Origin of the sequence: Arthrobacter sp. N1 (genome assembly GCF_048288285.1) — a bacterium.
GTDB lineage: Bacteria > Actinomycetota > Actinomycetes > Actinomycetales > Micrococcaceae > Arthrobacter_D.
On sequence record NZ_CP102608.1, the window covers coordinates 171,884 to 198,075 of the forward strand.

Here is a 26,192-nt window from a genome sequence, read left to right on the forward strand (position 1 = left end):
ACCCGGAGCGGTGCCCTACCTGTACGACGACGGCGAGCAGCCGGATGTGACATTTGCCGCGTCATTTCTGCTCCGCACCCGTCCGACGCACGAGGGAGGCGAGGACCTGCGGCTCCGCCCGGAAGGTGATGGCCTGCACCAGGCCGTCCTCCACGGTGAAGTCGAAGAGGACGCGGGCCTCACCCCGGTGGTACCAGGCAGCTCCGGGACGGCCGTCGACGACGACGGGCAAGGCGGCTTTCGCGGCGCCGTCGAACATCGAGGCGACGGCCTCGCGTCCGGAGAGCATCTCGGGGGTCCCGGCGGCGATCGCGGCGGCATCGGCGCGGACGACGGCGTCCGGCGCCAGCAGGTGCAGCAGACGTGCGAAGCTGCCGCCGCGGGAGGCCTCGAGGAAGGCATCGACCACCTCCCAGTCGGCGGGCGCTTCCGCCGGCACCGCCACCGCGACCTTAGAGCGGGCGCGTGACGCGAGTTTCCGTGCGGCATCGGCTGACACATCGAGGACGGCCGCCACGGTGCGGAACTCCACGCCGAAGGTGTCGTGCAGCACGAAGGCGACGCGCTCGGTCGGCGTGAGCCGGTCGAGGACGATCCGCAGCGCGACCCCGACCGCTGCCGCCCGGATCACGCCGTCCGCCGGATCGGGGGAGGAGGGGCCGACGTCGACCCGGGTCTCGACCGGTTCGGGGACCCGTGCGCGCAGCCGGTCGAGGCACAGGCGCGTGGTGACGACCGTGAGCCAGGCCGGCAGGTTCCCGATGACGGCCGTGGTGCCGTGCAGGCGGAGCCAGGCCTGCTGCACCATGTCCTCGCCCTCCGCGCGGTCGTCGAGCACCCCGGCGGCGATCCGCACGAGGCGCGGCCGCTCCGCCTCGAACTGCCCGGTCAGGTCCATACCGCCACCCTAGGCGGCGGAAGCCGTCCGGCGAAGGGACGGCGGCATCAGGTGCCGCGGAGGGCTACGACGGGCTCGATGCGCGTCGCCCTCCGTGCGGGCAGGCTCCCCGCTGCGAGACCGACGATCGCGCCGAGGAGGGCGCCGCCGACGGCGACCAGTGGATGCGTGACGGGTGTCCACTGCTGCGCCATCGAGATGGCGATCACGGCGAACACCCCTGTGGTGGCACCGAGCAGCCCGCCGAGCAGTCCGATGATCACGGACTCCGTGACGAACTGCGCAGCGATCTGCCGCCGCGTCGCCCCGATGGCACGTCGCAGGCCGATCTCACCTGTTCGTTCCATCACCGAGAGCATGGTGACATTCGCGATCCCCACGCCGCCGGCGAGCAGCACGACGACGGACAGGACGACGAAGATCAGGTTCACGTCCGCCTGGACGGACTCCGCGAGATCCGAGCGTCCCTGCGGCGCTGCGACGGTGACGGCCTCGGGAGCATCGGGTGAGAGCGCGAGGGCCGCCTGCTCCGCGACCTGCGGACCGGCGCCGATGACGATCCGTGCCTGCACCTCCCCGGGGGCGGTCAGGCCGAAGTCCTTCCGGGCCGCACCGGTCGGGATGACCACGCTGTCGAGGAGTTCGGCGCGTTGCTGCACGTCGCCGAAGACACCGACCACCGCGTAGGGGATGCCGTTGACGAAGATGGAGGGTTGCGAGTCCACGCGGGTGATGCCGAGGCGTCCGGCGAGCCGCTCGCCGAGGACGGCCACGCGGTCCTGGCGCTGGTCGTGGCCGGCATCGAACAGGCGGCCGTAGCGGACGGTGCCCTCCAGCGCGTCGACGAGGCCTGCGGACGCCGCGAAGATCCGCGGTGGCACGGTCCCGGGAGCCGAGGGATCGTTGACGGGAACCGCCGTGACGGTGCCCTCGGGCAGGCTCACCTCGCTGATGAGCGCTGCCTGCTCGATCCCGGCGAGGCGCTCCATGCGCTGCACCGCGTCCCAGGGCAGTGCGCTGGTGTTCACGCTGTCGCCGTCGGCGGTATGCGCCTGGGCGGGTGAGGCCACGATCTGCGTGGCGGCGAAGGCGTCGAACTGCTTGCTGAGCTGCCCCGCCGTCGTCTGGGCGAAGCCGATCGTGGCCACGAGGGCGCCGATGCCGAGGATGGTCCCCGCGAGGGTCATCAGGAGGCGGCCGGGGCGGGTCCCGAGATCCGACGTCGCCTCGATGAGGAGATCGGTGACGCCGAAGCGGTCCGCGGCGGGCACGGGGTGGAGCAGGTCCGGCAGGCCGTCGGCGGACTCGTCGCTGATGCCATCCGCTATGCCATCGGTCGTTCCATCCGTCGTGTCATCTGTCGTGTCATCTGTGGCGTCGTCCGGTGTGGCAGGCGGGAGGTCGGGGGCGAGGTGTCGTGTCACGGGGCGCTCGTCACCCGCCCGTCGGCGATGCCGACGCTGCGGGGTGCGCGGCGGGCCACCGCGGCGTCGTGGGTGATGATGACGAGCGCCAGGCCGTCGGAGACCAGCTCCTCGAAGAGTTCCATGACGTCCGTGGACGTCACCCCGTCGAGGTTGCCCGTGGGCTCGTCCGCGAGGAGCAGGCTGGGCCTGGTGACGACGGCGCGGGCGACGGCCACGCGCTGGCGTTCACCGCCGGAGAGCGTGCCGGGCAGGAACCCGAGGCGGTGCCCGAGCCCCACGCGTTCGAGGGCCTGCCTCGCCCGGTCCTCCCGTTCGTCCCGCGGTGTCCCGCTGTACAGCATGGGCATCATGACGTTCTCCAGCACCGAGCGTCGTGGCATGAGGTGGAAGGCCTGGAACACGAACCCGATGCGCTGGGCCCGGACCGCGGCGCGCGTGTCCTCGTCGAGGGCGCCCGTGAGGTGGCCGGCCAGCCGGTACTCGCCGACGCTGGGCCGGTCGAGCAGGCCCAGGATGTTCAGCATGGTGGACTTGCCGGACCCGCTGGGACCGACGATCGAGACGTAGTCGCCGTCGTGCACGGTCAGGTTGATGCCCTTCAGGGCCTGCACCTCCGGCGGGCCGGGAAAGGACCGGGTGACGTCCCGCAGCTCGACGAGCGGTGTGCTCATCGCCCCACCACCACGAGATCGCCCTGCTCCAGCTCGCCCTCGAGGGGCGTCACCTCCACGGCGCCCGGCGTCGCCAGCCCGCTGCGGACCACCACCAGGCGCGTCGTCGTCTCCTCACCCGCCCGCGGGTCACCCTCGGTGACCTCCACGCGCGTCTCGCCGCCGGGCCCTGCCGTCAGAGCGGCGTACGGGACCGAGAGGACGTCGCCGTCGGTGGCGCCCACCGCGATGGAGACCCGGACGTTCGAGCCCTGCAGCTCCCTGATCTGCTCCGGGCTGAGCGGGTCGGGCGTCAGCTCGATGGTCCACCGCTGGGAATCGCCCTCGCCCGGCGTCACCGCCGTGATGGTGGCCGGGTGGGGCGTGCCGTCCGGCAGTTCGAAGGACGCCGTGTCCTCGACCTTCAGGAGCCGGGCGTCGCCCTCGGCGGCGGATCCGGACAGGCCGACGGTCGCACCCGAGACGGTCATGGCAGGGCCGTCGAGGACGCTGCCGCGCTGTGCGGCCACGGCATCGACGCGGCGGGGCAGTTCGGTGAGGTAGAGCACCTCGCCCGCGGGCAGCGCGGGCAGGGCGGCCACGTCGGCGCGCGCCAGCTCCTCCTGCGCCGCGATCAGCTGCGCGGTCGCTGCGTCGACGGCGGCACGCTGCGGTGCGTCGGTGCGGTCGGACCCGACCTGCTGCCGTCGCAGTTCCGCGAGCTTCAGTGCATCGGCCGCGGTGCCGATCTGCAGGGGATCCTGCGGGTCCGCCTCCTGGGCGGCGGCGAGTTCACGGCGGGCGCCCGCCACGGCGTTGTCGGCTTCGAGGATCTCGACGGCGGTGGCTCCGACCGGCGTGGCCGCGAGGTCGTTCTGGGCCGTGATGAGGCCCTGCTCCGCGGAACGGACGGCCTCCTGGGCGGCCCGGAGGCTCTCCTCGCTGCCCTCCTCCGAGGCGGGGGCGCTGTAGCCGGCGTCCGTGTAGAGGGTCGCGACGGCGTTGGCCGCCTCGACGCCGAAGACCGGGTCCGCGGGATCGCCGGCGTCGATGCCGATCGTCCGGAGCGCGGTCTTGAACTGCACGACGTCGGGACCGGACACCCCGATCTGCAGGGTCCGGTACGCCGGCAGCTCACCGGGCAGGACGATCACCGGACGTCCGGCCACCTCGAGGGCGATCGAGAGCGCCTTCAGTTCCGCCCCCTCCTCCGGTACCTGACCCGTGACGACCGCCGCACCAGAGATGGACGACGTGTCGATGCGGACCTCCACCGGATCGGCGTACGCCACCTCGCCCCGGATGGTCACGTCGTTGCTGAGGCGCCCGAACTCGACGGGGACGGTCACGAGGCCGGGTGCCGGCGGCTCCGCCGTCGACGCGGCGTCGGCGGGGGAGACGAGGAACCGGCCGAGCAGTAGCCCGGCGACCAGGCTGAGGACGGCGGCGACGGCCACGATCCACAGGGTGCGGTTGCGGCGGAAGACGGCGGCCACCCCGGCCCCGGATGCGCGACGCGGGCCGTCCCCCTCGTCCGGGGCAGGAGTCAGGATCTCGTCGAGGCTCCGGGTCTCCCCCGTGGCTTCAGCGGTTCGGGCTCGCCGGAACCGTGCCACTCAGCTTCCCTGCTCGAGATCGGCGCGGAAGGCCTCGAGCTCGGTCTTGTGGTCGTCCACGAACTGCTGCTCCTGGGCGAACTGCACCTCCTGCTGCTTCTGCCGGTAGTCGGTCTCCTCACGGCAGTCGAGGTCCACCAGGGCGAGCTCGATCTCCTTCTCGCCGAGGGCGTCCATCTCCGCCTGGTTCGGCATGCCCATCCCACCCGTCATCGCCGTGTCATCCGTCGTGCCGATCTCACCGGTGCTCTCGTAGAGCTTGTTCATCTCCTCGTTGATGCTGGTCTGGGCGTCCATCTGGGCGGAGAACCCGGGGTGGCCCGCGTCCGCCATGCAGGAGGACCACTCCGCATCGATCCCGGTGAGCTCCGGCGAGGTCATCATGGTCTCGTAGAACGTGTTCATCGCGTCCATGAGGGGCTTGTGCTCGTCCGAGGTGGAGGGGTCCTCCGCGGTGCCCCGCTCGTTCTCCGCCCACCCGTAGCAGCCGGCCGTGGTCCAGTCCCACTCCATCGGCTCACCCTCGGCGGGCATGTCCTCCGGATCCGGCATGGGCCCGTGCAGGGCCTCGTTGAATGCCTGCTGCTCCGACTCCGAGAGGCTCGCGACATAATCGGCATTGGCGTCGACGTATTCGCCCTCCCCGCCGGACTCCATGTCGTCGCGCCCGGGGTAGTTGATTATCCCGTACCCGTACTGAGCCACCCATTCGCGGGAATCCGGATCCCATTCATCACCGCTCACCGGCATGGACATCGAGGCGGACTGCAGATTCGGTGAATATTCGAATCCCTCCTCCGACATGCATTGCGCCACGAGTTCCTCCCGCTCGCGCTCGTCCTCCGCGAATTTCTTCTCCTGCTCCTCCTGGCTCAGGTCCCCGCCATAGGCGGAGGCGAAGAAAGCGGACAGCGGGGATTCCTTCTCGGCGGCGGGAGCTTCCTCCGGCGACGCGCAACCCGCGAGCAGGGCCGAAGCACACATCGTCGTGGTCAGGGCAGTGATGGCGCGGGATGACAGTCGCACGGGTCCTCTTCCTCCATATGGCAATAGTGAGGATGCTATTGCCTGGAATCGTCCACGGAGTCATACCCAGGGAGGACATCGCGGCCCGTTCGATAACGATTGGGAACCGTGTCCTTTTCGTCCCGTCAATGGTAGGCAATCAGGCGGTCTCCCCTTGATCGGATAACCCCGGACCGAATTCCTGCGGCAGACCCGAGGGGCCGGTATGTCAGCGCAGCCGTGGGCCGGGTCCGGGGCCTCTGGTCATCGAGGCTCCGCGGGCGTACAGTCCGGCCATGGCAGAGGACCCGGTGCAGAGCAATCCAGGCAACTACCGCGTGGTTCTCGAGAATGACAGGGTCCGCGTCCTGGAGTACACGGACGAGCCCGGTCACACGAGCGTCGAGCACCACCACCCCGACAGCGTCATGATCACTGCGAGTTCCTTCCGGCGTCGCCTCCACGCCCGGGGCGCCAGCATGGAGGTGGACCTCCCGGACGGTGCGGTCCGCTGGCTTCCCGCGCAGGACCACCACGGCGAGAACATCGGCGATACGGCGACCCATGCGTACTTCATCGAGTTGAAGGAGACGGGCCCGCAGGCGGAGGAGACGATCGATCAGCTCGGCCCGTCGGCACCCTGAGGCTGCTGCGGGATCCCGCAACGACGACGGGGCGCCCGCTCGTGCGGACGCCCCGTCGGTCGGATGGAGGGAGGGTGCCTAGCGGGTCAGCGTCACCCGGTAGGTGCCCGTCGCCGTGCCGTCCTCGCTCGTCACCGTGATGACGGCGGTCCGGTCACTGCCCTTCGGCTGCGTCACGGAGACCGTGGCGTAGGGATCCGCCGCTGCGGCGGACACGGCGGGCAGCTTGCCCTTGACCGGCACCGCGTAGGTGGTGACCGCCGGGTCGAAGCCGGCGATCGGCGTAGCGCCCACGCTGATCGAGGAGAGCGTGGCGTCCGAGGACACCGCGGGAACGGCCCCGAGCACCTGGATCTCGCTGACCACCATGTGCGTGTTGGGCCGGGCCGTCATGACCACCCGCACGGACTGCGCCGTCACCCCGGTGAGCGGCAGGGTCACCGCGGGAGCCGGAGCGCCCGAGGGGACGGCCACCGGCGCGCCGGCCGAGGTCCAGACGCCGTCGGCGCCCTGCACCTGCAGCTGGAGGTTCTGCGCGTAGCTGTCCGTGGTGCCGTCGCGGAAGAAGTTCACCACGACGCCGCCCAGCGGCCGGGCCGACGGCAGGGTGACCGTCAGGGTGTCCGAGGTGTTCTTCGCGCTGGACTTCCAGTTGGACCAGGCCTTGTCGCGGAGATCGCCGTTGAACAGCCCGGCCGTGCCGTAGCCCGGCTCGGTGAACGTGGCCGTGGCGGTGGTGCCGCCGTCGTCGGCCACGTTGTCGAGCGTGCCTTCGGTGACCTGGATGCGGACGGTCGCCGGGAGCGTGCCGCCCGCGCCGTCGTCCGCCCGGCCGGCGAGCTCGTACACGCCGGGGGCGGGGTAGCTGACGGCGGTGTCCCAGGTGACGTCGCGGTCCACGGTGCCGCCGAGGCGGCCCACGGCCGTGACGGTCGGAGGCAGGGCGGGAACGGCTCCGACGACGGCCTTGGCGCGTGCCGGCTGCGTGGAGACGAGGGTGTCGACCGTGACGGTCAGTTCGGCGGGGAACTGCGCGCCGGTGACGTCCGTCGCGGTGCCCTTGACCTTGACGGTCCCGGCCTTCTTCCAGCGGTTCTCGTTCGGGATCTTCCACTCGACGGGGATGGCTCCGCGGGCGCCGTCGCGGTACACCGGCGTCACGGTGTCCGGCAGCACGGGTGCGGTGCCGGGAACGGTGAAGGCGGTGGCCGGTTCGACGCCGAGGACGGTCTCGTCGACCAGTGTCCAGCGCTGGTTCGCACCCGAGTTCGCGAGGTACAGCGTGACCGCTGCGCCCTCGGCGGTCGATCCGCCACCGACCTCGAGCAGGAGGTCGGTCTCGGCGTTGACGAAGGTGTAGGTGCCGTCCCCGGTCGTGGAGGCGATCCACTCGGCCCGCGGGTTGCCACCGGCGGGAGCGACGACGGCGGCGCCGCCCTCGTCGGCGAGCTGCGCGGCGCCGTCGAGGGTGGTGATCGCATAGCGCTCGCGGTTGGTGTTGTCCTCGCCGAGGCTGGTGACGCGGAACAGCTGCTGCGCGTCGGCGGGGTCGGTGGCGCTGATGACGGCGGTGCCGCCGGCGGTCTCGATGGACTTGCCGCTCTGCACGCCCTGCAGCCGGTACACGTGCCCGTCCTGGAGGGCTGCCGCGTCCCCGGCGATGCCCGAGACGCCGTCGACCACGAAGGTCGTGACGGACTCGGCCGGTGCGGTGACGAGGGCGCTGCCGCCCTCGATCGCGACCGGTTCACCCTCGACGAGGGCGCCGTCCACGTCGCTGACCACGGGGGTCACCGTGGCACCCCTGGCGACGGAACCGAACTTCGAGAAGTCCAGGACCACGGACTTGTCCTCGGCGTCCTCGTTGATGTGCACGACGGCGGCACCGGAGTCGGTGATCGCGGCGGTGGTGTCCTCGTCGTCCACCTGCACCAGGCGGTCCCCGGGCTGGATGTAGTGGGTGTAGTTCCGCACGGTGTTGAATTTGGTGTTCGTGTAGATGGGGCACGTCTCGAGGGTGTCCACGTCGGTGCAGTCGAAGGGCATCTGGATGCTGCCCCAGTTGGCGCCGGCGGCGGACTCGCCGCCGGGTGCCATGTTGTCGTAGTCCTCGACGGGCTGCCAGAACACCCAGGCGCTGGGCTCCAGCTCGCGGAGGTCGTCGGTGATGCGCTTGGCCATGCCGAGGCCCGGCTCCATGCTGGTGAAGCTCTGGCCGTCACCCCAGGAGCCCTCGACCTCGCTCATCCACAGGGGCTTGTCCTCGGCCTTGGCGATGTCCCGGACGGTGGTGCGCTGCCCGGTGCCGTAGGTGTGCACGTTCAGCTGGTCCACGAGGGCTCGGACGTCCTCGGGGTAGGAGTTCCAGTTCGTGGCGAAGGTGCCGGGGTTGGTCTCGTCCATCGCGGAGATGGTGGCGTCCGTGTCGGCGTCCTGCAGCTGGGCGGCGAGGTCGCGGAGGACCTGCTGCTGCAGCTGCGGGCCCATGTGGGCGCCCTCCTGGCGGCCGCCGGTCGGTTCGCCGGCGGCGTCGAGCTGCGTGCTCCAGTAGTTGGTGTTCGGCTCGTTGAACGGATCGAGGGTGTCCACCTCGATGCCGTGGGCCTTCTCCAGCTCCTCGGTGACGCGCACCAGGTAGGCGTTGAAGTCGGAGATGCTCCCGGGCTTCAGCTGGTCGGCGGTGGAGTTGAACCCGCCGGACGTGTAGCCGCTGACGGTCTGGAACCACGGCGGGGAGTTGCTGAACGTCTCCCAGTGGGTGATGTCCTGCTTGATGCGGTCGATCCACCAGCGCTGCGTGGCGTCCGCCTCGAGGTTCCAGTCCGCGGGGTCCTCGGGGGACCACCAGTCGGTGTCCTCGCGCGTGGTGCCCTCGGGGGCGTTCCACCAGCCCTCGACGGCGCCGCCGGGCCGCAGGTAGTCCTTCACGTCCGGGGCGTTGCCACCGCCGATGTTGTAGCGGGCGATGTTCAGGTTCAGGCCGTCGGGCCCGAAGACCAGGTCGGCGAGGCGGTTCCGGATCTCGTCCGGGTAGTCGCCGGTGGCGTTGGCGAACCAGACGAGGCTGGTCCCCCAGCCCTCGAACTCCTCCCCCTGGTAGGAGGGGTCCGGGGTGAGGGTCAGTGCGCCCTCGGGTGCCGCGGGCGGTGCGGGTGGGGCCGGAGGTGCGGCCTGCGCCGCACCTCCCATGAGGGAGGCTGCCGCCAGGACGGCGGCAACCCCTGTCGCGGCAGCTCGTGTGGCGGCGCGCCTGGATCGATTCGTCATTGAACGTGGTTCCTTCCAGCGAGGGGTGGTGCAGGTCTTACGAGACGGTGGTGCGGGCCTTCCTCGTGAGGACGGCGACGGAGCGGGGAGCCAGCTTGGACTCCTCGCCGGTGAGGGTGTCGCCGTCGACGCCCGTGATGTCCACGGGTGCGTCGGTGCGGTTGATGAGGAAGACGTGGTCGGCGTCGTCGCCGGTGCGGATGACCTGCTCGACGGCGCCGCGGAGTTCCGCGGGCAGCTCGCTGGTCACGCCGGCGCGGGCCGCGAGGTCCGCGAGGACGGGCTCGAGACCGTCGGCGCCGAGGCGTGCACCGACGTACGCCGCGCTGCCCCGGCCGGCGGCGCGCCGCGTCACGGCGGCGTCTCCCGCGTGGTCGCCGGTCGTGTAGCGGGAGAGGACCTCCACGCCGTCGACGCGGGGGAGTACGCGGTCCGCCCACAGGGTCGCGGTGGTGCCGTTGTCCAGGGCGACGGACTCGCCGTCGAGCAGGGGGCCGAACTCGTCGATGCGGATGCCGAGCAGGTCCGCGAGGGCCCCGGGGTAGCCGCCGAGCCAGATGTGGTCGTTCTCGTCCGTGATGCCGCTGAAGTAGCTCGCCACGAGGTGCCCGCCGCCGGCCACGTAGTCCTCGAGGCGCGTCTTCAGGGCGGCCGGGACCACGTGGAGGACGGGGGCGACGACGAGCCCGTAGCCGGTGAGGTCCGTCGCGGCGGGGATGACGTCGGCGCGGATGCCGAGGGCGAGGAACGCCGAGTACCAGTCCAGGGCCTCCTGCCGGTAGCGCAGGCGGTCGGAGGGGTGGGAGTCCTGCTCGGAGGCCCACCAGGAGTCCCAGTCGAAGAGGATGGCCGCGGGTGCCTGGCTGCGGCGGGAGCCGACGACGCCGGACAATGCGCCGAGCTCGCGGCCGAGGGCGACGACGTCGCGGAAGATGGGGCTGTCCTCGCCGGCGTGGGGGACCATCGCGGAGTGGAACTTCTCGGCGCCGGCCTTGGACTGCCGCCACTGGAAGTAGCAGACGGCGTCCGCGCCGTGGGCCACGTGGGTGAGCGAATCGCGGCGGAGGGCGCCGGACTTCTTCGGGGTGTTGACGGGCTGCCAGTTCACCGCGCTGGTGGAGTGCTCCATGAGGAACCAGGGCTTCCCGCCGGCGATGTTGCCGGTGAGGTTCGCGGAGAAGGAGAGCTCGTCCACGGCCTGGGGGTCGGGCACGAAGTAGTGGTCGTTGGCGACGAAGTCCACCTCGGCGGCCCAGTCGGCGTAGTCCATGCCCTTGGTCTCGCCCATGACCATGAAGTTGGTGGTGACGGGGATGTCCGGCGTGATGCGGTTCAGGATGTCGCGTTCGGCGCGCAGGTACTGCTTGAGGGCGTCGGAGGAGAAGCGCTTGAAGTCGAGCTGCTGCGTGGGGTTCGGGTGCGAGGCGGCCTGGCGCGGGGGCAGGATCTGCTCGAACCGCGTGTAGCGCTGGGACCAGAAGTCGGTGCCCCAGGCGTCATTGAGGGCGTCGATGCTGCCGTAGCGGTCGGTGAGCCAGGTACGGAAGGCGCCGGCGGCGTCGTCGGAGTAGTCGTAGATGTTGTGGCAGCCGAGCTCGTTGGAGACGTGCCACGCGCAGACGGCGGGGTGGTCGCCGTAGCGCTCGGCCATCGCCGTGACGAGCTTGAGGGCGTGCTCGCGGAACACGGGGCTGGTGGGGCGCCAGTGCTGGCGGGCGCCGGGCCAGAGGGTGCTGCCGTCGACCGTGACGGGGAGGATCTCGGGGTGCTCGGTGGCGAGCCACGGCGGCGGGGAGGCGGTCGCGGTGGCGAGGTCGACGGCGATCCCGTTCGCGTGCAGGAGGTCGATGACCTCGTCCAGCCAGGCGAAGTTCCATTCGTCGCGCTCGGGCTGCAGTCGGGCCCAGGAGAAGATCGCCAGCGACACCACGTTGACGCCGGCTTCGCGCATGAGGCGGACGTCCTCGTCCCATGTCTCGCGCGGCCACTGCTCCGGGTTGTAGTCGGCGCCGTACGCCATGCGGGGGCGGGCGGGCTCGGACGGCCAGCGCAGCCAGCGGTGGGTGGTGGGTGTCGACACGGTGAAGCTCCTTGGGTGATTCTCGAGACGTGTGGCGCGCGGGTCGTGCTGCCGCCGTCGTCGTGCCCATCCCCTGACGGAGGGGCGGGGGACGACGACGGCGGGTCCAGCGGGGATGAGCAGGGGTGGAACGGACCGGGCGGGTGCGCGCGAGCTCCCGCCCGGCCCGGGTCCGATGGGGCGGGGACTACTCCGAGACGGTGAAGCCCTGCTCGTTGCCGTACTTGACGCTGGCGTCCTGCCAGTTCTTCAGGCCCTCGGACAGCGGGGTGTCCGAGACGTACGCCTGGCCGGCGGTGTCGTTGAAGATGCTGTTCGCGTAGACCTGGAAGGGCAGGTAGGACCAGCCCTCGGGGACGTTCTGCGCGGATTCGGCGAAGATCTCGTTGGCCTTCTGGCCGCCGAAGTACTCGAACTCGGTGTTGAGGAACTCCTCGGACTGGAGCTGCGCGGACGTCGCCGGGAAGGCGCCGCCGTCGATCCTGGTCTGGACGCCGTCGCCCACGTTGGCGTAGTCGAGGAAGGCGTACGCGAGGGCGCCCTGCTCACTGGCCGCGGGGATGGTCAGCGAGGAGCCGCCGTTCTCCGCGCTCGCGGTCTGGCCCTCTTCCCACTGGGGGAGCGGCGCGGCACGCCACTGGCCTGCGGCCTGGGGGATGCCGGAGGTGAAGTTGCCGGGCATCCAGGCGCCGGTGGAGAGGGTGGCGATGGTGCCGTTGCCGAGGCCCTGGTACCACTCGTCGCTCCAGGAGCTGATGGGGGCCAGGAGGTCCTCGTCGAGGAGCTGCTGCCAGGTCTCCGCGAACTTGGTGGAGCCCTCGTCGGAGAAGTTGACGGTGACGTCCGTGCCGTCCACCTGGTAGGGCTGGCCGCCGGCCTGCCAGATGAGGCTGGTGGCGAAGCCGGCGTCTCCCGTGTCATTGGCGATGTACACGTTGGGGTCCGCCTCGTGCAGCGTGCGGGCGGCCTCGACGTACTCCTCCCACGTGGTGGGAACCTCGACGCCGTACTTCTCGAACACGTCCGTGTTGTAGAAGAGGGCCATGGGCCCGGAATCCATGGGCAGGCCGTAGATGCCCTCGTTGGCCTGGACGGAACTCCACGGGCCGGGGCTGAAGGTGTCCTGGAGATCGCCGGCGCCGTAGCCGGTGAGGTCCTTCACGGACTCGGCCAGGGCGAACTGGGGGAGTGCATAGTACTCGACCTGCGCGACGTCGGGCACGCCCGAGCCGGCGGCGATCGCATTCTGCAGCGCCGTGTACTGGTCGTTGCCGGTGCCGGCGTTCACGAGGTCGATGTTGACGTTCGGGTACTCCGCCTCGAAGTCCTCCACAACCTTCTCGAGGGTGGGCTCCCAGGCCCAGACGGTGAGGTCGCCACCGGTCTCGAGAGCTGCCTGGACGTCGTCCGCGCTGACCTCTTCGGGTGCTGCGCCGCCGGCGTCGTTGCCGCCGCCGCCACCGCAGGCGGAGAGGGTCAGGGCGGCCGCGAGGGCCAGGGCCGAGCCGCGGAGCACGGCCGGGGAGATTCTGCTCTTCATGGGGTTCCTTTTCACTTCATCGTTTTCGGAAGGGGGTGTTCGGGAGGGGTTCTACTCTTTGACCGCGCCGGCGCTCAGGCCGGACTGCCAGAAGCGCTGCAGCAGCAGGAACGCCGCGATCAGCGGAATGATGGTGAGGAGGGAGCCGGTGATCACGAGGTTGAAGATCGCCTCGCCGCCGGCGGTGGACGCCTGGTTGTTCCAGGCGTTCAGGCCCAGGGTCAGCGGGTACCAGTCCGGGTCCTTCAGCATGATCAGCGGCAGGAAGTAGTTGTTCCAGGTGGCCACCATGGTGAACAGCAGCACCGTGACGATGCCCGGGCCCAGCAGCGGCAGGGAGATCTGGAAGAACGTGCGGAACTCGCCGGCGCCGTCCATGCGCGCCGATTCCAGCAGCTCGGTGGGGATGGCCTCGGAGGCGAACGTCCACATCAGGTACAGGCCGAACGGGGAGATCAGTGAGGGGATGATCACTGCCCACGGCGTGTTCGTCAGGCCCATCTGGCTGAACATCAGGAAGGTGGGGACCGCCAGGGCGGTGCCGGGGACGGCCACCGCGCCGAGGACGACGGCGAACACGGCCTTCTTGCCGGGGAACGTGAACTTCGCGAGGGCGTACCCGCCGAGGACGGCGAGGAAGGTGGCCCCGCCGGCGCCCGCCACCACGTACAGCACGGTGTTGAGGAACCAGCGGCCGAAGATGCCGTCGTCGTACGTGACGGTGTCGCCGATGTTGCTGAACAGGGCGAAGTCCCCGCTGAACCAGAGGCCGAAGGAGCTGAACAGGCTCTCCTGCGTCTTCGAGGAGTTGATGACGAGCCAGACGAGCGGGACGAGGCTGTAGACGAGGACGATCCCGGTGAGGACCGTCAGCAGGACGCTGCGCTTCGGGATGTCCACGCTGCGGCGCGAGCTCTTCATGCGCACGTAGCCGGGCCTGGTGGTCCGCTTGTCGCTGCGGGGGCGGGTGGGTTCGACGGCGACGCTCATGGTCAGCCCTCCTTCCGCATGCCGCGCAGCTGCACGGCGTAGGCGATGACCATGGTGATGATGCCCATGACGATCGCCACGGTGGCGGAGTAGTTGTACTGCTGGCCGGAGAAGCTCAGCGAGTAGGCGTACAGGTTGGGGGTGAAGTACGTGGAGATGGAGTTCGGCGCGAGGCTCTGCAGGATCGCGGGCTCGTTGAAGAGCTGGAAGCTGCCGATCACCGAGAAGATGGCGGCCACCACCATGGCACCGCGGATGGCGGGCAGCTTGATGGCGGTGACGAGGCGGAACTGGCTGGCGCCGTCGATCTCCGCGGCCTCGTAGAGGGACTTCGGGATGACGCTGAGCGCCGAGTAGAAGATCAGCATGTTGTAGCCGATGAACTCCCACGTGACGATGTTGCCGATCGAGGCGAGGATCAGGTCCGGGTTCAGCGGGTTGGGGATGTTGGTGCCGAGCGCCTCGTTGATGTTGCCCACCAGACCGAACCGCGTGCCGTACATGAAGCCCCACATGAGGCTGGCGACGACCGCCGGGACCGCGTAGGGCAGGAAGATCGAGATGCGGAAGAAGGATTTGCCGTACAGGCGGCCGCTGTCCAGGGCCAGGGCCACCAGCATGGCGATCAGGAGCATCACCGGGACCTGCACCGCGAGGAACAGGACCACCCGGATGAGCGAGGACCAGAACTGCGAGTCCTGCAGCACCTGGGCGTAGTTGGCGAGGCCCACGAAGCCGTTGCCGCCCACCAGCTGGTTGCGGAAGAAGCTCAGGTAGATCGAGTAGGCGATGGGTGCGAGGAACACGAGCGCGAAGACCGCCATGAACGGGCCGATGAACAGCCAGCCGGACCAGGAGCTCTTCTGGCCGCGCTTCTGCGCTCGTTTCGCGGGCTTCGGCTGCGTGCCGAGCGCGGCGGGTGGGGGTGACGCCGTCGTCATGTTGGTCCTTGTCCTCGATCGATGTTTGCGTAAACACCAGCGTGCGCCCTTCTCGATGTTTACGCAAACATTGTTGTTACGATGGTCACATGTCCACCACGCCGCGTCAACACTCCATCCGGGATGACCGGCGTGTGTCCATGTCCGACGTCGCCCGGCTGGCCGGTGTCTCGGCGCAGACCGTGTCGCGGGTGTCCAACGGCAGCGCGGGGGTCATCGACGCGACGCGGCAGCAGGTCATCGCGGCCATGAACGAGCTCGGCTACCGGCCCAACAGTGCGGCGCGGGCCCTGAAGCGGGGAAGCTTCCGGACCATCGGCGTCATCCTGTTCACGCTCTCGACCACCGGGAACGTCCGCACGCTCGAGGCCATCGCGGCCCGGGCCGCGGAGGAGGACTACGCCATCACGCTGATCCCCGTGGCCGCGCCCACGCAGGCCGGCGTGCGGGGTGCGTTCTCGCGGCTGAACGAGCTGGCGGTGGACGGCATCATCGTGATCATGGAGGTCCACCTGCTCGACGCCGCCACGGTGTCCCTGCCGCCGGGCGTCCACGCCGTGGTGGTGGACTCCGATGCCAGTGACGGCTTCAGCGTGATCGACACGGACCAGGCCGACGGCGCCCGGAAGGCCGTGGAGCACCTGCTGGACCTGGGGCACTCGACGGTGTGGCACGTGGCCGGGCCGTCGGCGTCCTTCGCATCGGAGCGGCGCGTGAACGCGTGGCGGTCGGTGCTCTCATCCCGGGGGTGCGCCGAGCCTGCATTGCTGCGCGGAGACTGGTCGGCGGACTCGGGCTACCTCGCGGGCCTGACGTTGGCGGGCTCCGACTGCACCGCGGTGTTCGTCGCAAATGACCAGATGGCACTGGGAGTGCTGCGGGCCTTCCACGAGAAGGGCATCCGCGTGCCGGAGGACGTCTCGATCGTCGGCTTCGACGACATCCCGGACAGCACCTCCTTCAGCCCGCCCCTGACCACCGTGCACCAGGACTTCGCGGAGGTGGGCCGGCGCTGCGTGGACAAGGTGCTGAAGCAGATGCGGGAGAACTCGACGGAACCGGGGCTTGACCTCGTGCCGACACGGCTCGTGGTGCGGGAGAGCACCGCGGCACGCCTGGGCTGACCGACGGGCCTCTGCCCGGATCTGCATCAGCGTTGCCCACCCTCGCCTGCACCTCCACCATGTGTGGGTTGGCCTCCCGATCGGGGCCGCCGGGTCAATAGCTCCCCGATGACCCGCCGCCGCTGAAGCCCCCGCCCCCGTTGAAGGACGACCCTGAGGCGTTGGTCCCGCTGCCACCGGAGTAGAGCGCCGGGTTGGCGGCGTAGAGGGGAAGCCATATGGCCGGGTTGGAGACGGCGTCGTCACCGCGGTGGCTGTACCGGTATTTTCGGTATGCATCGCGCTGCTCCTCGGTCAGGCGCAGGTCCGGGTCGGCGTCCTCGGCCGCGCGGATCTCCTCGTCGGCCTCGCGGCGACGGCGTCGGGAGTTTGCGACCCCCCACCACATCAAGGCTCCGATGAAAACGGCCACACCACCGGCCACTGCTGCGAGGAGACCCCAGTCGAACGGCTCCTTCACCGGATCCTGGCCCTGGGCGTAGCCGTAGATCTGGCCGACGGCCTCCGTCATGCCCCGGGCGTACTCCTCGTCGGCGAAGGCCGGTTCGAGGACGTCCTCGATGACCTGCTCGGCGTTGTCGTCGGAGAAGGTCTCGCGGGCACCGTCGGCGGTCTCGATGCGCAGTTCGCGCTCCCCGGTGTCCGCGACCACGAGCACGCCGTTGTCTTCGCCGTCGTCGCCCACACCCCACTCCGTAGCGACGGACCGGGCGTAGTCCTCGATGGAGCCACTCGCGTCCTCCACGGTCAGGATGGCTACGCGTGCGGCGTCGGTGCGGGCGTTCTGCTCATCGATGAGTGCATTGAGCTCCTGCTCCTGAGCAGCGGTCAGGACGTCCGCTGCGTCGAGCACATTGCCGTCAGCCGGGGGCTCCGGAACCGCTGCTGTGGCGCCAGCACCGCAGCCCGTGAGGGCGATCAACAGGAGGGAGACGCTCGCGGTGGCGACGGCTGCGCGGTGGTTCGTCATGATTGCTCCCCTGCATCGACGGTGGCGCGGGCCGGCCGTGGGGTCCCGCTCACGGACAGTCTAGGGGCCCGCCTCCGGCAGGCGGTGGGTTGCCGGTGCGGGTCGGAGATGGGCTACCAGGGTCTCGTGCTCGTCTGGTCCGAGGCTTTCAGAGCTAGGGCGAAGACCATCGCACGAGGCGCCAAGTACAAGGCTGTTTGCGGCGAACGGGTTTCGCCCTCCTCGACGGCTGTCCCATATGAGGATCCATCACCGGACACTTCGGTTATGTGGATCCTTCTAGGATCAGTCCATGAGCGAGCATGAAGCGTCATTTCTTATCCCGAATGCCTTGGTCTTCGTTGAATGCCGCGACGGTGGAGAGCTACCAGCGGCGCTAGCGAGCGGACCAGTGTCGGCCACTAGTTCGAGCATCGCTGTCGGCACCCGGCATGGTGCCAACGGCCCGACATCGCTTCGCATTCTGGACCGCTCAGCGTCTCCCGGCGTTAGGGTGGGCAATCACCTGATTCACGCTCAGGCGCTGTCAGTACCCTCGGGTGTCCTCACCATCAAGGACACTCACCTCGAAGAACTCGTCGAACATCGTGTGCCTCGCCGGCTCAGGCTGGAAGTCTACGTAGATGATCCAGCAGAACCATCTGACGTCAGCGTGGTCTTTTCAGCGATCGAGTGAGTTGCCCGTAGTAGCTTCGTCCCGCTCGAGGATCGGCGTGCGGTCAGAACGTAGCTGGCTAGGGCAGGTTGCGGGGGACTCGAAGCTCTCCCCACCCGAAATGACTTTCGGCAATAAAGTCTTGAAGCTCGCCTTGCATAAAACGAATGAGCGCGTCTACGCCATCGTTAAGGCGGAGACTGCCAGATCCGCCCTCTTCGCCAAGCACCTGCCACCTGGCCCAAGTGTCGTTCGTCCTGATGATGGTGTCGGCGGGGAGGCCTCTGCCATTCGCTCCGTCGGCGACCCTCTGCAGCCGAAACGTCAACGATTCCAGCTCTGCGACGTTGAGCATCGACTCGAAAATGGGCTCAAGGAGTCGCTTTACGTCTCGCGCGTACTTCAATTCGGCCATGTGCTCACAATAGTGACCCCAAAGCTGCCTGCGCCTGACTTGACTGCCCGTACGCCGCGCGGTCAGCGGACCCTCGCCGTCGTGCCGGGTGTGACACTGCTTGAATGGAGCTTACGAATTGAGCGATCGAGCCAGGGGATGCGACATGACACCAGCAAGCGGAGAAGCTCCTGATGACTGGGGCCGGGGAACGTGGCGCAACCCGCCCGTAGGTGTGGTCGTCAATGGTACGACCCTGCAGGTAACCGCAGCCGAGAACAGTGACGCCTGGAGGCACACCTCGTATGGCTTCGTCCATGACAGCGCGCATGTCCTGCTGGCACCGCTACCCGCAGAAGGGGCGATGGAGGTCTCGTTCCTTTTGGATTACACCGAGCAGTTCGACCAGGCAGGGATCTATCTTCACGTTTCGGAATCCGTCTGGATCAAAGCCGGTGTAGAGGTGTCCGACGGGATCCCACAGGTTGGGGCCGTCGTCACACATGGGGTCTCGGACTGGTCAGTAGCACCTGTCCCTGAGTGGATCGATCGGGAGATCACAGTGCGCCTCAGCAGGGCTGGTAACGCTGTCACCATCAGAGCCCGCGCTGGAAATGAGCCTTTCCGGCTCGTCCGCGTCGCCCCTCTTGACGAAACCGCGAGCGCCGAAGCGGGCCCCTTCTGCGCCTCTCCCACTCGGGCCAACCTCACTACCACCTTCACCCGATGGGTCGGAACCAATGCAGATGCGACGCTGCACCCTGGACACGACTAGAGCCACAACCCATCCGCGGGGCGTGCTCGCAACGGTACGGGATCCCTCAGCGGGCAGTCTTAGTAGAGAGTCGCTGGAGTTCAAGATGAGTAGCGAGTTCCTTGGTCGTACCGTGTTCCGACTACCCAGCTGAAGTGAATCACCCCGTTCGGGAACCGGTCCTGGATGTCGTCCGCCAGGCTCCTTGCCTCCGCTTCTGTCGCGAACACTCCTAAAGACGGTGTTGTGGGGCGTTTCGTCCTGACACACGATCCAAACCGTTTGAGCCATATCGCGAGCTTAGGGGTTACGTCATCATCTACCGCGATCACCGTCGGAGGTAGCCGTAAGCCGATCCCTCAAAGGTTCAGGCCACCGTTGCAACTCTCGATTGCTGATGCATACGGAGGAGGCTGAGGACTGGGTGTCTAAATCGGATCGCTTGCAGCGCTGGCTATACGGTTGTGCATGCACAGCGTGCCGTCGGTCCCTGTCGGGGCGCTGCGGTGGGCCTCATTGAGCTCGCTGTAAGCGAGCACAAGGATCAGAACGGTGTGGGTGATGGCTGGGAAGCCAGAGGAAAGCCTGTGGTCGAACGCAAAGTGGATCTTGGACTGGCTCGTGGGGACCGGCAAAGGCAGATTGTGGTTGGTGCTGATGCTGGCCTACGGCGTCGTTGGCCCAATCGTCCTCTCATTTATCCTGCCGGCGGAATCGGAAGGCGGGTTCTGGGCTGACTTCGGCCGGAAGTTCATGGAAAGCGGACCGTACGGACTCGGCGGCATCCTGCTCGCAATCTTCATCCTCGTCCCACTGATGAAGCGACGCCGCCGACAGAAAGCCGCCAAGAGGCAGTCCTGCGATCAATGAGCTGCGGGTGGAACTCCACCCCCACACGCGAATGGAGCCTCATGCGAACACCGACCCATCAATACTTGATGACCAGGAACAAGAGAACGAACATTACTGCGATCAAGACCCAGGCACCGGCCTGTAGTCGATGACGCCTAGCTGGTGTGTCGTTCGGGGAATAGTCGTGCGATACAGCAGGAGGAAGGCGGGCACTATCAGTAGGGCCGCTGCCACAGTCAAAATCCAGTCAACCGTTGTCATTCGTTAGATCCCCTTAGCCTCACATTATTCATGACCGCTTCTGAGAACGTACCTCATGGGCGCTCGTTGGGGATCGTAGACCGGGTCATCCGTGGTGCATCCTGTGAAGATGCAAGCTGGTGCGCAAAAGTGGAGAGACCTGGCTACCTCCGTCACAGCGCTACTCAACGACCTGGATCCGTACGGCTTGGAACCGGGCACCGCAGAGGGTGCACCCCAGGATGAGTACGAGCTCGAAGTGAATCCCTTGGTTGATTTGCTGCTCAAGGAAGGATCAGTCAGTAGCGACGAAGTAGACGCAATTTGGCTGAAGTGGTTTCAGGAACCTCTGAGCGAAGTCATTGGCTCGGAGGAAATGAACCGCTTTTGCGCCAGCCTCAACTCTTTGAACACCTCAGCATGACGCGGGGACAACGTCCGTAGGCCGATCGGTGTTCGGGTTGTCGAGCAGATCGGCGAGGCCGCTCATTCCCCAGCTGTTTTCGTCGTCGTCTCCGGGTGGGTCGTCATCTCCGGGTGGCTGGGCTCGCCCGCTGCCTTCCACTTGCGCCTGGACAGCGGCTTTTCCCCCGGCGGCACCGCATCGACGTAGGCGTTGTACTCATGGCGGTCGGCGGGCCACCAGAACCAGATCACTTCGAGCAGCACCTCGAAAGCGACTCGCGCTACCAGTCCTAAAATCTCGAGCATCATCGGACCCGACCTGAGTTCTCCCCCGCCATCATGACTCGCATCCTACGACCGACATACCCGCCAAACCTGGGGCTGGACGCAGGATTTTTCGGCGCTGATCTGCGCAGCACCAGCGCTCACCCCGGCGCAGTTGGCGATCGCTAACTAGAACATTTGTGCTTGGGTTAGAGTCCGCCGAATCAGGTAGGTCGAGGAAGGGGGCGTCGTGGGTGGTGATGCGTCACAGCGAAAGAGAACGCAGGCTGCTGGTCTGGTGGCCGTGCTGTGCCTCCTTATCGCGTCATTGTTCTTGAGAGCTCTCGTTGACGGCGACAGTCCTTGGGTCTGGGTGGGCGTAGTCATCCAAGCGATCGCAGTCGTCACGGTCGTGGTCTACCTGGTCAGAGCCGTCCGGAGACAGCGCGGCGACTATTGGAAGGAGCGAGGCCGTAACCCTCGTGATCCAAAGTGACCATCATCGTGAGGAACCATGGAGGATCCTCCATCGGGCAACCCCGAGACGGGTTCCTACGGCGGCGGTCGAGTCGGGTCAAGTGTCTGAGGTAGTTGTGATGGGTACGTCGATGCGGTCCCGGGCGACCACGATTCCGTCCCTGATTAAGTAGCACTCCACGATGTGCTCACCTCGAAAAGTTGAGCTCTCCCTCCGGATGCCGGGCTCTGTCGAGCCGACGATGTCGCCGCGTATCATGCGGCGACGCTCCGCCTCCGGTCCCTGATTAAGCACCTTCCATTTCAGCGTGTATGGCTCGGGGACCGTGCAGCCGGTGACCTCAAATTTCAGACGCTTACCAGCGATGAGCGGCACTCCGGCACGTCCCATCTCGCGCAGCCGCCACGGGCGCCAACCGTTCTGCGTGACCTCGCAGTCGATAGACACACTGCCGGTGATGTCGACCGGGTACCGATCCTCGATGAACTCCTCCGTGCGCTTGGGCATATTGCTAGCCGAGGCCTCGATGACGTTGTCGGTGACCGTGAGCGGGACGTTGGTGCCAAAGATCTCCCGCCACTTTTTGATCGAGATGGTCTTGCCCTCGGTCTCGATCGCAGAGACACATCGCTTGTAGGCCTTCTTGGCCTTGGCCTGGAACTTCGCCTTAACGTAGACGCGCTGCCGGCTACCGAGCGCTAAGTAGTAGTCCTTCTCCGGCTCGTCGACCAAAAACGAAAAGAAATCCCGTGACATCAGGTCAAACGAGCTGGTCTCCGCGGAATCGTACTCGTTGGTTTGCGCAAAGAAGTTGTATACCAAAGTGTCAATGACCAGGCCGCCGAGGTTCACGCCGTTCGCGTTCTTCCAGGAACGAACCATCCGGGAGAGGTGACGCATATTCGTCGAAGTGCGGTCATTGCACTCCTTCGTCGCGATAATCTCCGCGCGCGGCTTCGTGGTCCTCCAGGACTCCGACTTCGTGTCTGGATAGTCGAAGCTACCGTCGGTATTGTCGAACGCTGGCTGAACCTCGAACTTGAACTTATCGGACGTGAACTGTACGCGGACGACGCATTGGTCGACGCGGATGTCTGTGTTCTTATATCGCGCCTTAAGCACGTCGCGCACACGCTCAAGGATCCGACGAGGACCATTGGGGTCGTTGTAGTCGTCTCGCAGAGCCGGCGGCAGGATGAAGATCATATCGAGGTCGGAGATGGACTTAATCGCTGTGTGTCGTCCGAAAGAACCGATCATCAGCCTGTAGTCAAGGCAACCATCCTTATCTCGGAAGTTCTTATTGAGGGATTTGGTGATCTCATCCCGACGGGATCGGATCGTCGCTACCTTCTCTCCCACCTTGAGGTTCGCCAGCAGCCCGTCAAAGATCTCGGAGGTCTCCATTCTTAGCCTTCACCTTCGTTCAGTCGTAACTTTTCAGGAAGCAGGAGGTCGAGCTCACGGGAGGAGAAGGTCAACTCCTCGTTGTCCTTTAGTCCCTTTTTGGCGCGGTCATACGCCTTCGCGGTGGTGCGCGGAGAAGACAAGTAGACCTCGCGGGTGGTCTCCTGCAACTCGTCTCGGCGCATCCGGGCGTCGGAGTCAGCGATGGTGGCGGACATCAGATCGGCTATAAGCGAGACGAAGGACTCGCGCACATCCCACAACCGCGAAGCGATGTCCCGGTGAGCCTCGGCTTCCTCATGGAACCGGAACGTCTTTGAGCCAAGCGTGACCCAGGTGACCAAGACAGCGATGGTCGAAGTCACCAGGCTTGTCACCGTTGTACTCGCGATCGGGCTGACGACGGCGACCAGGAACGTGCCGGAACTGATCGCTGTCAGCGCGATGAGCACGCCCTGCTGCCAGCGGTGCTTCGTGAAGCAAATATCCGCCTGCTTCTCGTGAGTCTTGTGGCTATAAGCCACTCGCCCGAATGCCTCGCGCACCTGTGCAAGCAGGTATTGGCCAGGTTCGCGCGTCTCATTCTCGTCGGTCAATTTGCTCCGATCACTCCTCGATGGTCAAACACCCCTCCACCAACGAGTGGACTGATCCGAGTATGGCCGAGACCTCGGACATTCTCGAAATGGTCAGCCTGAGTTCTAGCCAGAATTGGGGTAGCGCGGTGGTCGAACGGGCAGTTCTTCGTTGTCCGAGTTGCTGTTGTCTGTGTAGTCGCCGTCATCGCTCGCCCAACAAGCACGGCAAATCAGTGCAGCTAGTCGCCGAATAAGAGGTGGATGCCTGTGGAAGAGGTCGTCCGCAAGCCGGTCCTCCACTGGGACGCCTGCCGTCAGGAGAATCGACTAGACACGTTCCGCGTAGAGCCTGACGTGGTCGATTCCCGTAAGACCCGCCCGAGAAAATGCCCGATGAAGGTGCCCTAACTGGGACAGGTGTCGCCGGTCGTTGGCGTCCGGGTCATCTGCAGGCCAGTGAGGGTGGCGCCGGGTATTGAGCTGCTCAGCCGGCTCGGGGAACAGGCACCCCACTTCATGCGTTAGCATCGATGTATCAAGGGGAGTACTCCCGTCTGTGATCGGCCCGTCAATACGGATGCACTGAAGCATCCCGGGCCCGTCGGTTCCGGTTCGTCCGGGCGGAGGAGACCTTGGCGACCATCCGACGCCGACCCCCTTTGGAGTACCTCCGTGGACATCTCTCCCACAATCTGGCTGATCACCATCGCGGTGACCATCGCCTTCTTCGTCTATGAATTCTTCGCGCACGTGCGCACGCCCCACGAACCGACCATCGGTGAATCAGCCCGCTGGTCCGCCTTCTACATAGGCCTTGCCCTCCTCTTCGGTGTGGTGATCGGCCAGGTGTGGGGCTGGGACTTCGGCGGTGAGTACTACGCCGGGTACCTGACCGAGAAGGCACTCTCGATCGACAACCTCTTCGTGTTCTTGATCGTCATGACCGGCTTCGCGGTTCCGAAGAAGTACCAGCAGAAGGTGCTGATGATCGGCATCATCATCGCGCTGATCCTCCGCGGAGCGTTCATCGCGATCGGCGCCGGCCTGATCGAGAACTTCTCCTGGATCTTCTACATCTTCGGCGCGCTGCTCCTCTTCCTCGCCTACAAGCAGGCCTTCGGCAGCCACGACTCCAACCCGGCCGACGGCAAGTTCATGCAGCTGGTCCGCCGCGTGCTCCCCGTCACGGACGAGTACCACGAGGACAAGCTCACCGTGAAGAAGGACGGCAAGCGCTGGGTCACCCCGATGCTGCTCACCATCATCGCGATCGGCTTCGTGGACCTGATCTTCGCCGTCGACTCCATTCCCGCGATCTACGGCCTCACCGAGCAGGCGTACATCGTGTTCACGGCCAACGCCTTCGCCCTCATGGGCCTCCGCCAGCTGTACTTCCTCATCGGCGGCCTGCTGGAACGCCTCGTCTACCTGGCGCAGGGCCTCGCCGTGATCCTCGCCTTCATCGGCGTGAAGCTCGTGTTCCACGCCCTGCACGTCAACGAACTGCCCTTCATCAACGGCGGCGAGCCGCTCCTCTGGGTGCCCGAGATCCCCATCTCCGTGTCGCTGCTCTTCATCCTGGCGACCATCACCGTGGCCACCATCGCGAGCCTCATCAAGACCCGGGGCGACGCGGCGAAGAAGGACCGCGACGAGGTCGAGGGCGAGCCCGTCATCGCCGCCGACGCCGAGGGCACGGACATCGAGTCCGGGCGCGACGACGACAAGAGCACGGCAACCAGCCGGAAGTAACCCCGCTCCATGACGAGACGTCCCGGTCCCTGATGCAGGGACCGGGACGTCTCGCGTGATCTAGGTGGAATTCTTCGTGCCGGATCCCGGTTCTGGAGAGCAGAGGTTTGAGCTCGACGGCGCGGGCGCCGACCGCCTGAAGGTGGTAGGCAATCGCACCGACGGAGCCACCCTCTCGTCTTGATCGCCGGGACCACACCGTCCCCGGCAGCACCGAACACCGCAACCTGGAGTTGATGCGCTATCAAAGCAATCGGAGTCACCGAATTCGGCGGACCGGACGCCCTGACCGTCCACAACCTTCCCGAGCCGCACCCGGGCGAGAAGGAGGTTCGCATCCGCGTAAGGGCAGCCGCGGTCAGCCCGACGGACACGAATGTCCGCACGGGCGCCTATGACATGAGCCAGTCCGAGCCGCCCTACCTACCCGGCATGGATGCTGCCGGCGTCATCGATGAAGTAGGGCCCGGCAGTGCGTGGAAGGTCGGTGACGAGGTCATGGCCATCGCGCTGCCTCTGGGGGAGCACGGCGGTGCGTACGCCGAACACCTCGTGGCTGCCGATGATTCGATCGCTCGGATCCCTGCCACCAGCACGCTCGAGGAGGCAGCCACCATTCCCATGAACGGGCTCACTGCCGTACAGGTCCTCGAGTTCGCCGCTCTCACGCCCGGGCAGGTCATCGCCGTCACGGGCGCAGCCGGGACGCTCGGCAATTACACGATCCAGCTCGCCAAGCAGCAGGGCCTGACGGTCATCGCGGACGCGGCACCCAAGGATCGCGAGTTGGTGCAGAGCCTCGGCGCCGATCACATCCTCGACCGCGGTCAGAACATCGCCGGTCGCGTCCGGGAGGTTTTCCCGGACGGCGTCGACGCGATCGCCGACACAGCGCTGATGCACGACGACGTCGTGCCGGCCCTCCGCGACGGTGGGGTCTTCATCTCCGTGCGCGGCTGGAAGGGTGAACCGACCCGCGACATCCGCTTCGAGGCTGCGTGGGTGTTCGACGAGTACCACTCGCAGGCGAAGCTCGACTCCCTGCGGCAGGCCGTCGAGGACGGCGTGCTCACCCCGCGCGTGGCAGGCACCCTCCCCGCCGAGCAGGCGCCTGAGGCCCACCGGCGCCTCGAGGCGGGCGGCGTCCGCGGCCGGTTGGTGCTGACGTTCTAGCGGAGCCCTCACGAGGAGCGCCCCCGAGCCGAGAGCTCGGGGGCGTTTCTGTTTCCTGCCGGCATGGCACATTCATGGGGGCGCGAGC

At 67.1% G+C, this 26,192-nt stretch carries 23 protein-coding genes; 8 read left to right on the forward strand and 15 right to left on the reverse strand.

Going from position 1 to position 26,192, the window contains the following annotated elements:
* Positions 1 to 61 precede the first annotated feature (61 nt).
* From NVV32_RS00860 to NVV32_RS00880, 5 genes are read right to left on the reverse strand one after another with little or no spacing between them, the layout of a single operon-like run.
* On the reverse strand, positions 62 to 898 hold the full coding sequence (locus NVV32_RS00860) for a sigma factor (protein WP_422391034.1): 837 nt from the start codon (positions 896 to 898) through the stop codon (positions 62 to 64).
* A 47-nt stretch (positions 899 to 945) separates the two neighbouring features.
* Positions 946 to 2,322, reverse strand: a complete 1,377-nt coding sequence (locus tag NVV32_RS00865; RefSeq protein WP_422391035.1) for an ABC transporter permease — start codon at positions 2,320 to 2,322, stop codon at positions 946 to 948.
* The gene (locus NVV32_RS00870) at positions 2,319 to 2,996 is read right to left on the reverse strand and encodes an ABC transporter ATP-binding protein (protein WP_152817058.1); all 678 of its coding nucleotides are present in this window, start codon (positions 2,994 to 2,996) and stop codon (positions 2,319 to 2,321) included. Before NVV32_RS00870 ends, NVV32_RS00865 begins: the two co-directional genes overlap by 4 nt.
* Positions 2,993 to 4,591: a hypothetical protein gene (locus NVV32_RS00875; RefSeq protein ID WP_422391036.1), complete on the reverse strand. Its 1,599-nt coding sequence runs from the start codon at positions 4,589 to 4,591 to the stop codon at positions 2,993 to 2,995. The genes NVV32_RS00870 and NVV32_RS00875 overlap by 4 nt, the downstream gene beginning before the upstream one ends.
* On the reverse strand, positions 4,592 to 5,617 hold the full coding sequence (locus NVV32_RS00880) for a hypothetical protein (protein WP_422391037.1): 1,026 nt from the start codon (positions 5,615 to 5,617) through the stop codon (positions 4,592 to 4,594).
* Positions 5,618 to 5,892: 275 nt separating this feature from the next.
* On the opposite strand from NVV32_RS00880, the gene NVV32_RS00885 reads away from it, so the two are divergent.
* On the forward strand, positions 5,893 to 6,240 hold the full coding sequence (locus tag NVV32_RS00885; protein WP_422391038.1) for a cytoplasmic protein: 348 nt from the start codon (positions 5,893 to 5,895) through the stop codon (positions 6,238 to 6,240).
* A gap of 78 nt (positions 6,241 to 6,318) precedes the next feature.
* On the opposite strand, the gene NVV32_RS00890 is transcribed toward NVV32_RS00885, so the two are convergent.
* The 5 genes from NVV32_RS00890 to NVV32_RS00910 form a co-directional block, all read right to left on the reverse strand.
* Positions 6,319 to 9,507, reverse strand: a complete 3,189-nt coding sequence (locus tag NVV32_RS00890; protein ID WP_422391039.1) for an RICIN domain-containing protein — start codon at positions 9,505 to 9,507, stop codon at positions 6,319 to 6,321.
* Between the two features lie 37 nt (positions 9,508 to 9,544).
* On the reverse strand, positions 9,545 to 11,587 hold the full coding sequence (locus tag NVV32_RS00895; RefSeq protein WP_422391040.1) for a beta-galactosidase: 2,043 nt from the start codon (positions 11,585 to 11,587) through the stop codon (positions 9,545 to 9,547).
* Positions 11,588 to 11,774: 187 nt separating this feature from the next.
* Positions 11,775 to 13,127, reverse strand: a complete 1,353-nt coding sequence (locus NVV32_RS00900; RefSeq protein WP_055765736.1) for an ABC transporter substrate-binding protein — start codon at positions 13,125 to 13,127, stop codon at positions 11,775 to 11,777.
* A gap of 51 nt (positions 13,128 to 13,178) precedes the next feature.
* Entirely contained in the window at positions 13,179 to 14,117 is a 939-nt protein-coding gene (locus NVV32_RS00905; protein WP_422391041.1) for a carbohydrate ABC transporter permease, read from the reverse strand.
* Positions 14,118 to 14,119: 2 nt separating this feature from the next.
* Positions 14,120 to 15,058 (reverse strand): carbohydrate ABC transporter permease, encoded by a 939-nt coding sequence (locus tag NVV32_RS00910; RefSeq protein WP_055765734.1) that lies wholly within the window; start codon positions 15,056 to 15,058, stop codon positions 14,120 to 14,122.
* Between the two features lie 89 nt (positions 15,059 to 15,147).
* On the opposite strand from NVV32_RS00910, the gene NVV32_RS00915 reads away from it, so the two are divergent.
* Complete coding sequence (locus tag NVV32_RS00915) at positions 15,148 to 16,182, forward strand: LacI family DNA-binding transcriptional regulator (RefSeq protein ID WP_422391042.1); 1,035 nt, start codon at positions 15,148 to 15,150, stop codon at positions 16,180 to 16,182.
* Positions 16,183 to 16,276: 94 nt separating this feature from the next.
* Here the strand turns inward: NVV32_RS00915 and NVV32_RS00920 are convergent, their stop codons facing one another.
* Positions 16,277 to 17,152, reverse strand: a complete 876-nt coding sequence (locus tag NVV32_RS00920) for a TPM domain-containing protein (RefSeq protein ID WP_422391043.1) — start codon at positions 17,150 to 17,152, stop codon at positions 16,277 to 16,279.
* Between the two features lie 292 nt (positions 17,153 to 17,444).
* On the opposite strand from NVV32_RS00920, the gene NVV32_RS00925 reads away from it, so the two are divergent.
* Positions 17,445 to 17,828 (forward strand): hypothetical protein, encoded by a 384-nt coding sequence (locus tag NVV32_RS00925; RefSeq protein WP_422391044.1) that lies wholly within the window; start codon positions 17,445 to 17,447, stop codon positions 17,826 to 17,828.
* A 58-nt stretch (positions 17,829 to 17,886) separates the two neighbouring features.
* Here NVV32_RS00925 and NVV32_RS00930 read toward each other — a convergent pair whose 3' ends face one another.
* A complete protein-coding gene (locus tag NVV32_RS00930; protein WP_422391045.1) occupies positions 17,887 to 18,222 on the reverse strand; it encodes a hypothetical protein in 336 nt (111 codons plus the stop codon).
* A gap of 145 nt (positions 18,223 to 18,367) precedes the next feature.
* Here NVV32_RS00930 and NVV32_RS00935 point away from each other — a divergent pair, with 145 nt between their 5' ends.
* From NVV32_RS00935 to NVV32_RS00945, 3 genes are all read left to right on the forward strand, one after another.
* On the forward strand, positions 18,368 to 18,976 hold the full coding sequence (locus tag NVV32_RS00935) for a DUF1349 domain-containing protein (RefSeq protein ID WP_422391046.1): 609 nt from the start codon (positions 18,368 to 18,370) through the stop codon (positions 18,974 to 18,976).
* Positions 18,977 to 19,516: 540 nt separating this feature from the next.
* Positions 19,517 to 19,825, forward strand: coding sequence for a hypothetical protein (locus NVV32_RS00940; RefSeq protein WP_422391047.1), 309 nt, complete (start codon positions 19,517 to 19,519; stop codon positions 19,823 to 19,825).
* A 346-nt stretch (positions 19,826 to 20,171) separates the two neighbouring features.
* Complete coding sequence (locus NVV32_RS00945; RefSeq protein WP_422391048.1) at positions 20,172 to 20,471, forward strand: hypothetical protein; 300 nt, start codon at positions 20,172 to 20,174, stop codon at positions 20,469 to 20,471.
* Positions 20,472 to 20,533: 62 nt separating this feature from the next.
* Here the strand turns inward: NVV32_RS00945 and NVV32_RS00950 are convergent, their stop codons facing one another.
* The 3 genes from NVV32_RS00950 to NVV32_RS00960 form a co-directional block, all read right to left on the reverse strand.
* A complete protein-coding gene (locus tag NVV32_RS00950; protein WP_422391049.1) occupies positions 20,534 to 20,761 on the reverse strand; it encodes a hypothetical protein in 228 nt (75 codons plus the stop codon).
* Positions 20,762 to 21,290: 529 nt separating this feature from the next.
* Entirely contained in the window at positions 21,291 to 22,601 is a 1,311-nt protein-coding gene (locus NVV32_RS00955) for a nucleotide-binding domain-containing protein (RefSeq protein ID WP_422391050.1), read from the reverse strand.
* 2 nt (positions 22,602 to 22,603) lie between these two features.
* Positions 22,604 to 23,197 (reverse strand): SLATT domain-containing protein, encoded by a 594-nt coding sequence (locus NVV32_RS00960; RefSeq protein WP_422391051.1) that lies wholly within the window; start codon positions 23,195 to 23,197, stop codon positions 22,604 to 22,606.
* Between the two features lie 654 nt (positions 23,198 to 23,851).
* Between NVV32_RS00960 and NVV32_RS00965 the strand changes: the two genes are divergently transcribed.
* Both NVV32_RS00965 and NVV32_RS00970 read left to right on the forward strand, forming a co-directional pair.
* On the forward strand, positions 23,852 to 24,931 hold the full coding sequence (locus NVV32_RS00965; RefSeq protein ID WP_055765719.1) for a TerC family protein: 1,080 nt from the start codon (positions 23,852 to 23,854) through the stop codon (positions 24,929 to 24,931).
* 285 nt (positions 24,932 to 25,216) lie between these two features.
* Positions 25,217 to 26,104, forward strand: coding sequence for an NADP-dependent oxidoreductase (locus NVV32_RS00970; protein WP_422392074.1), 888 nt, complete (start codon positions 25,217 to 25,219; stop codon positions 26,102 to 26,104).
* Positions 26,105 to 26,192 lie beyond the last annotated feature (88 nt).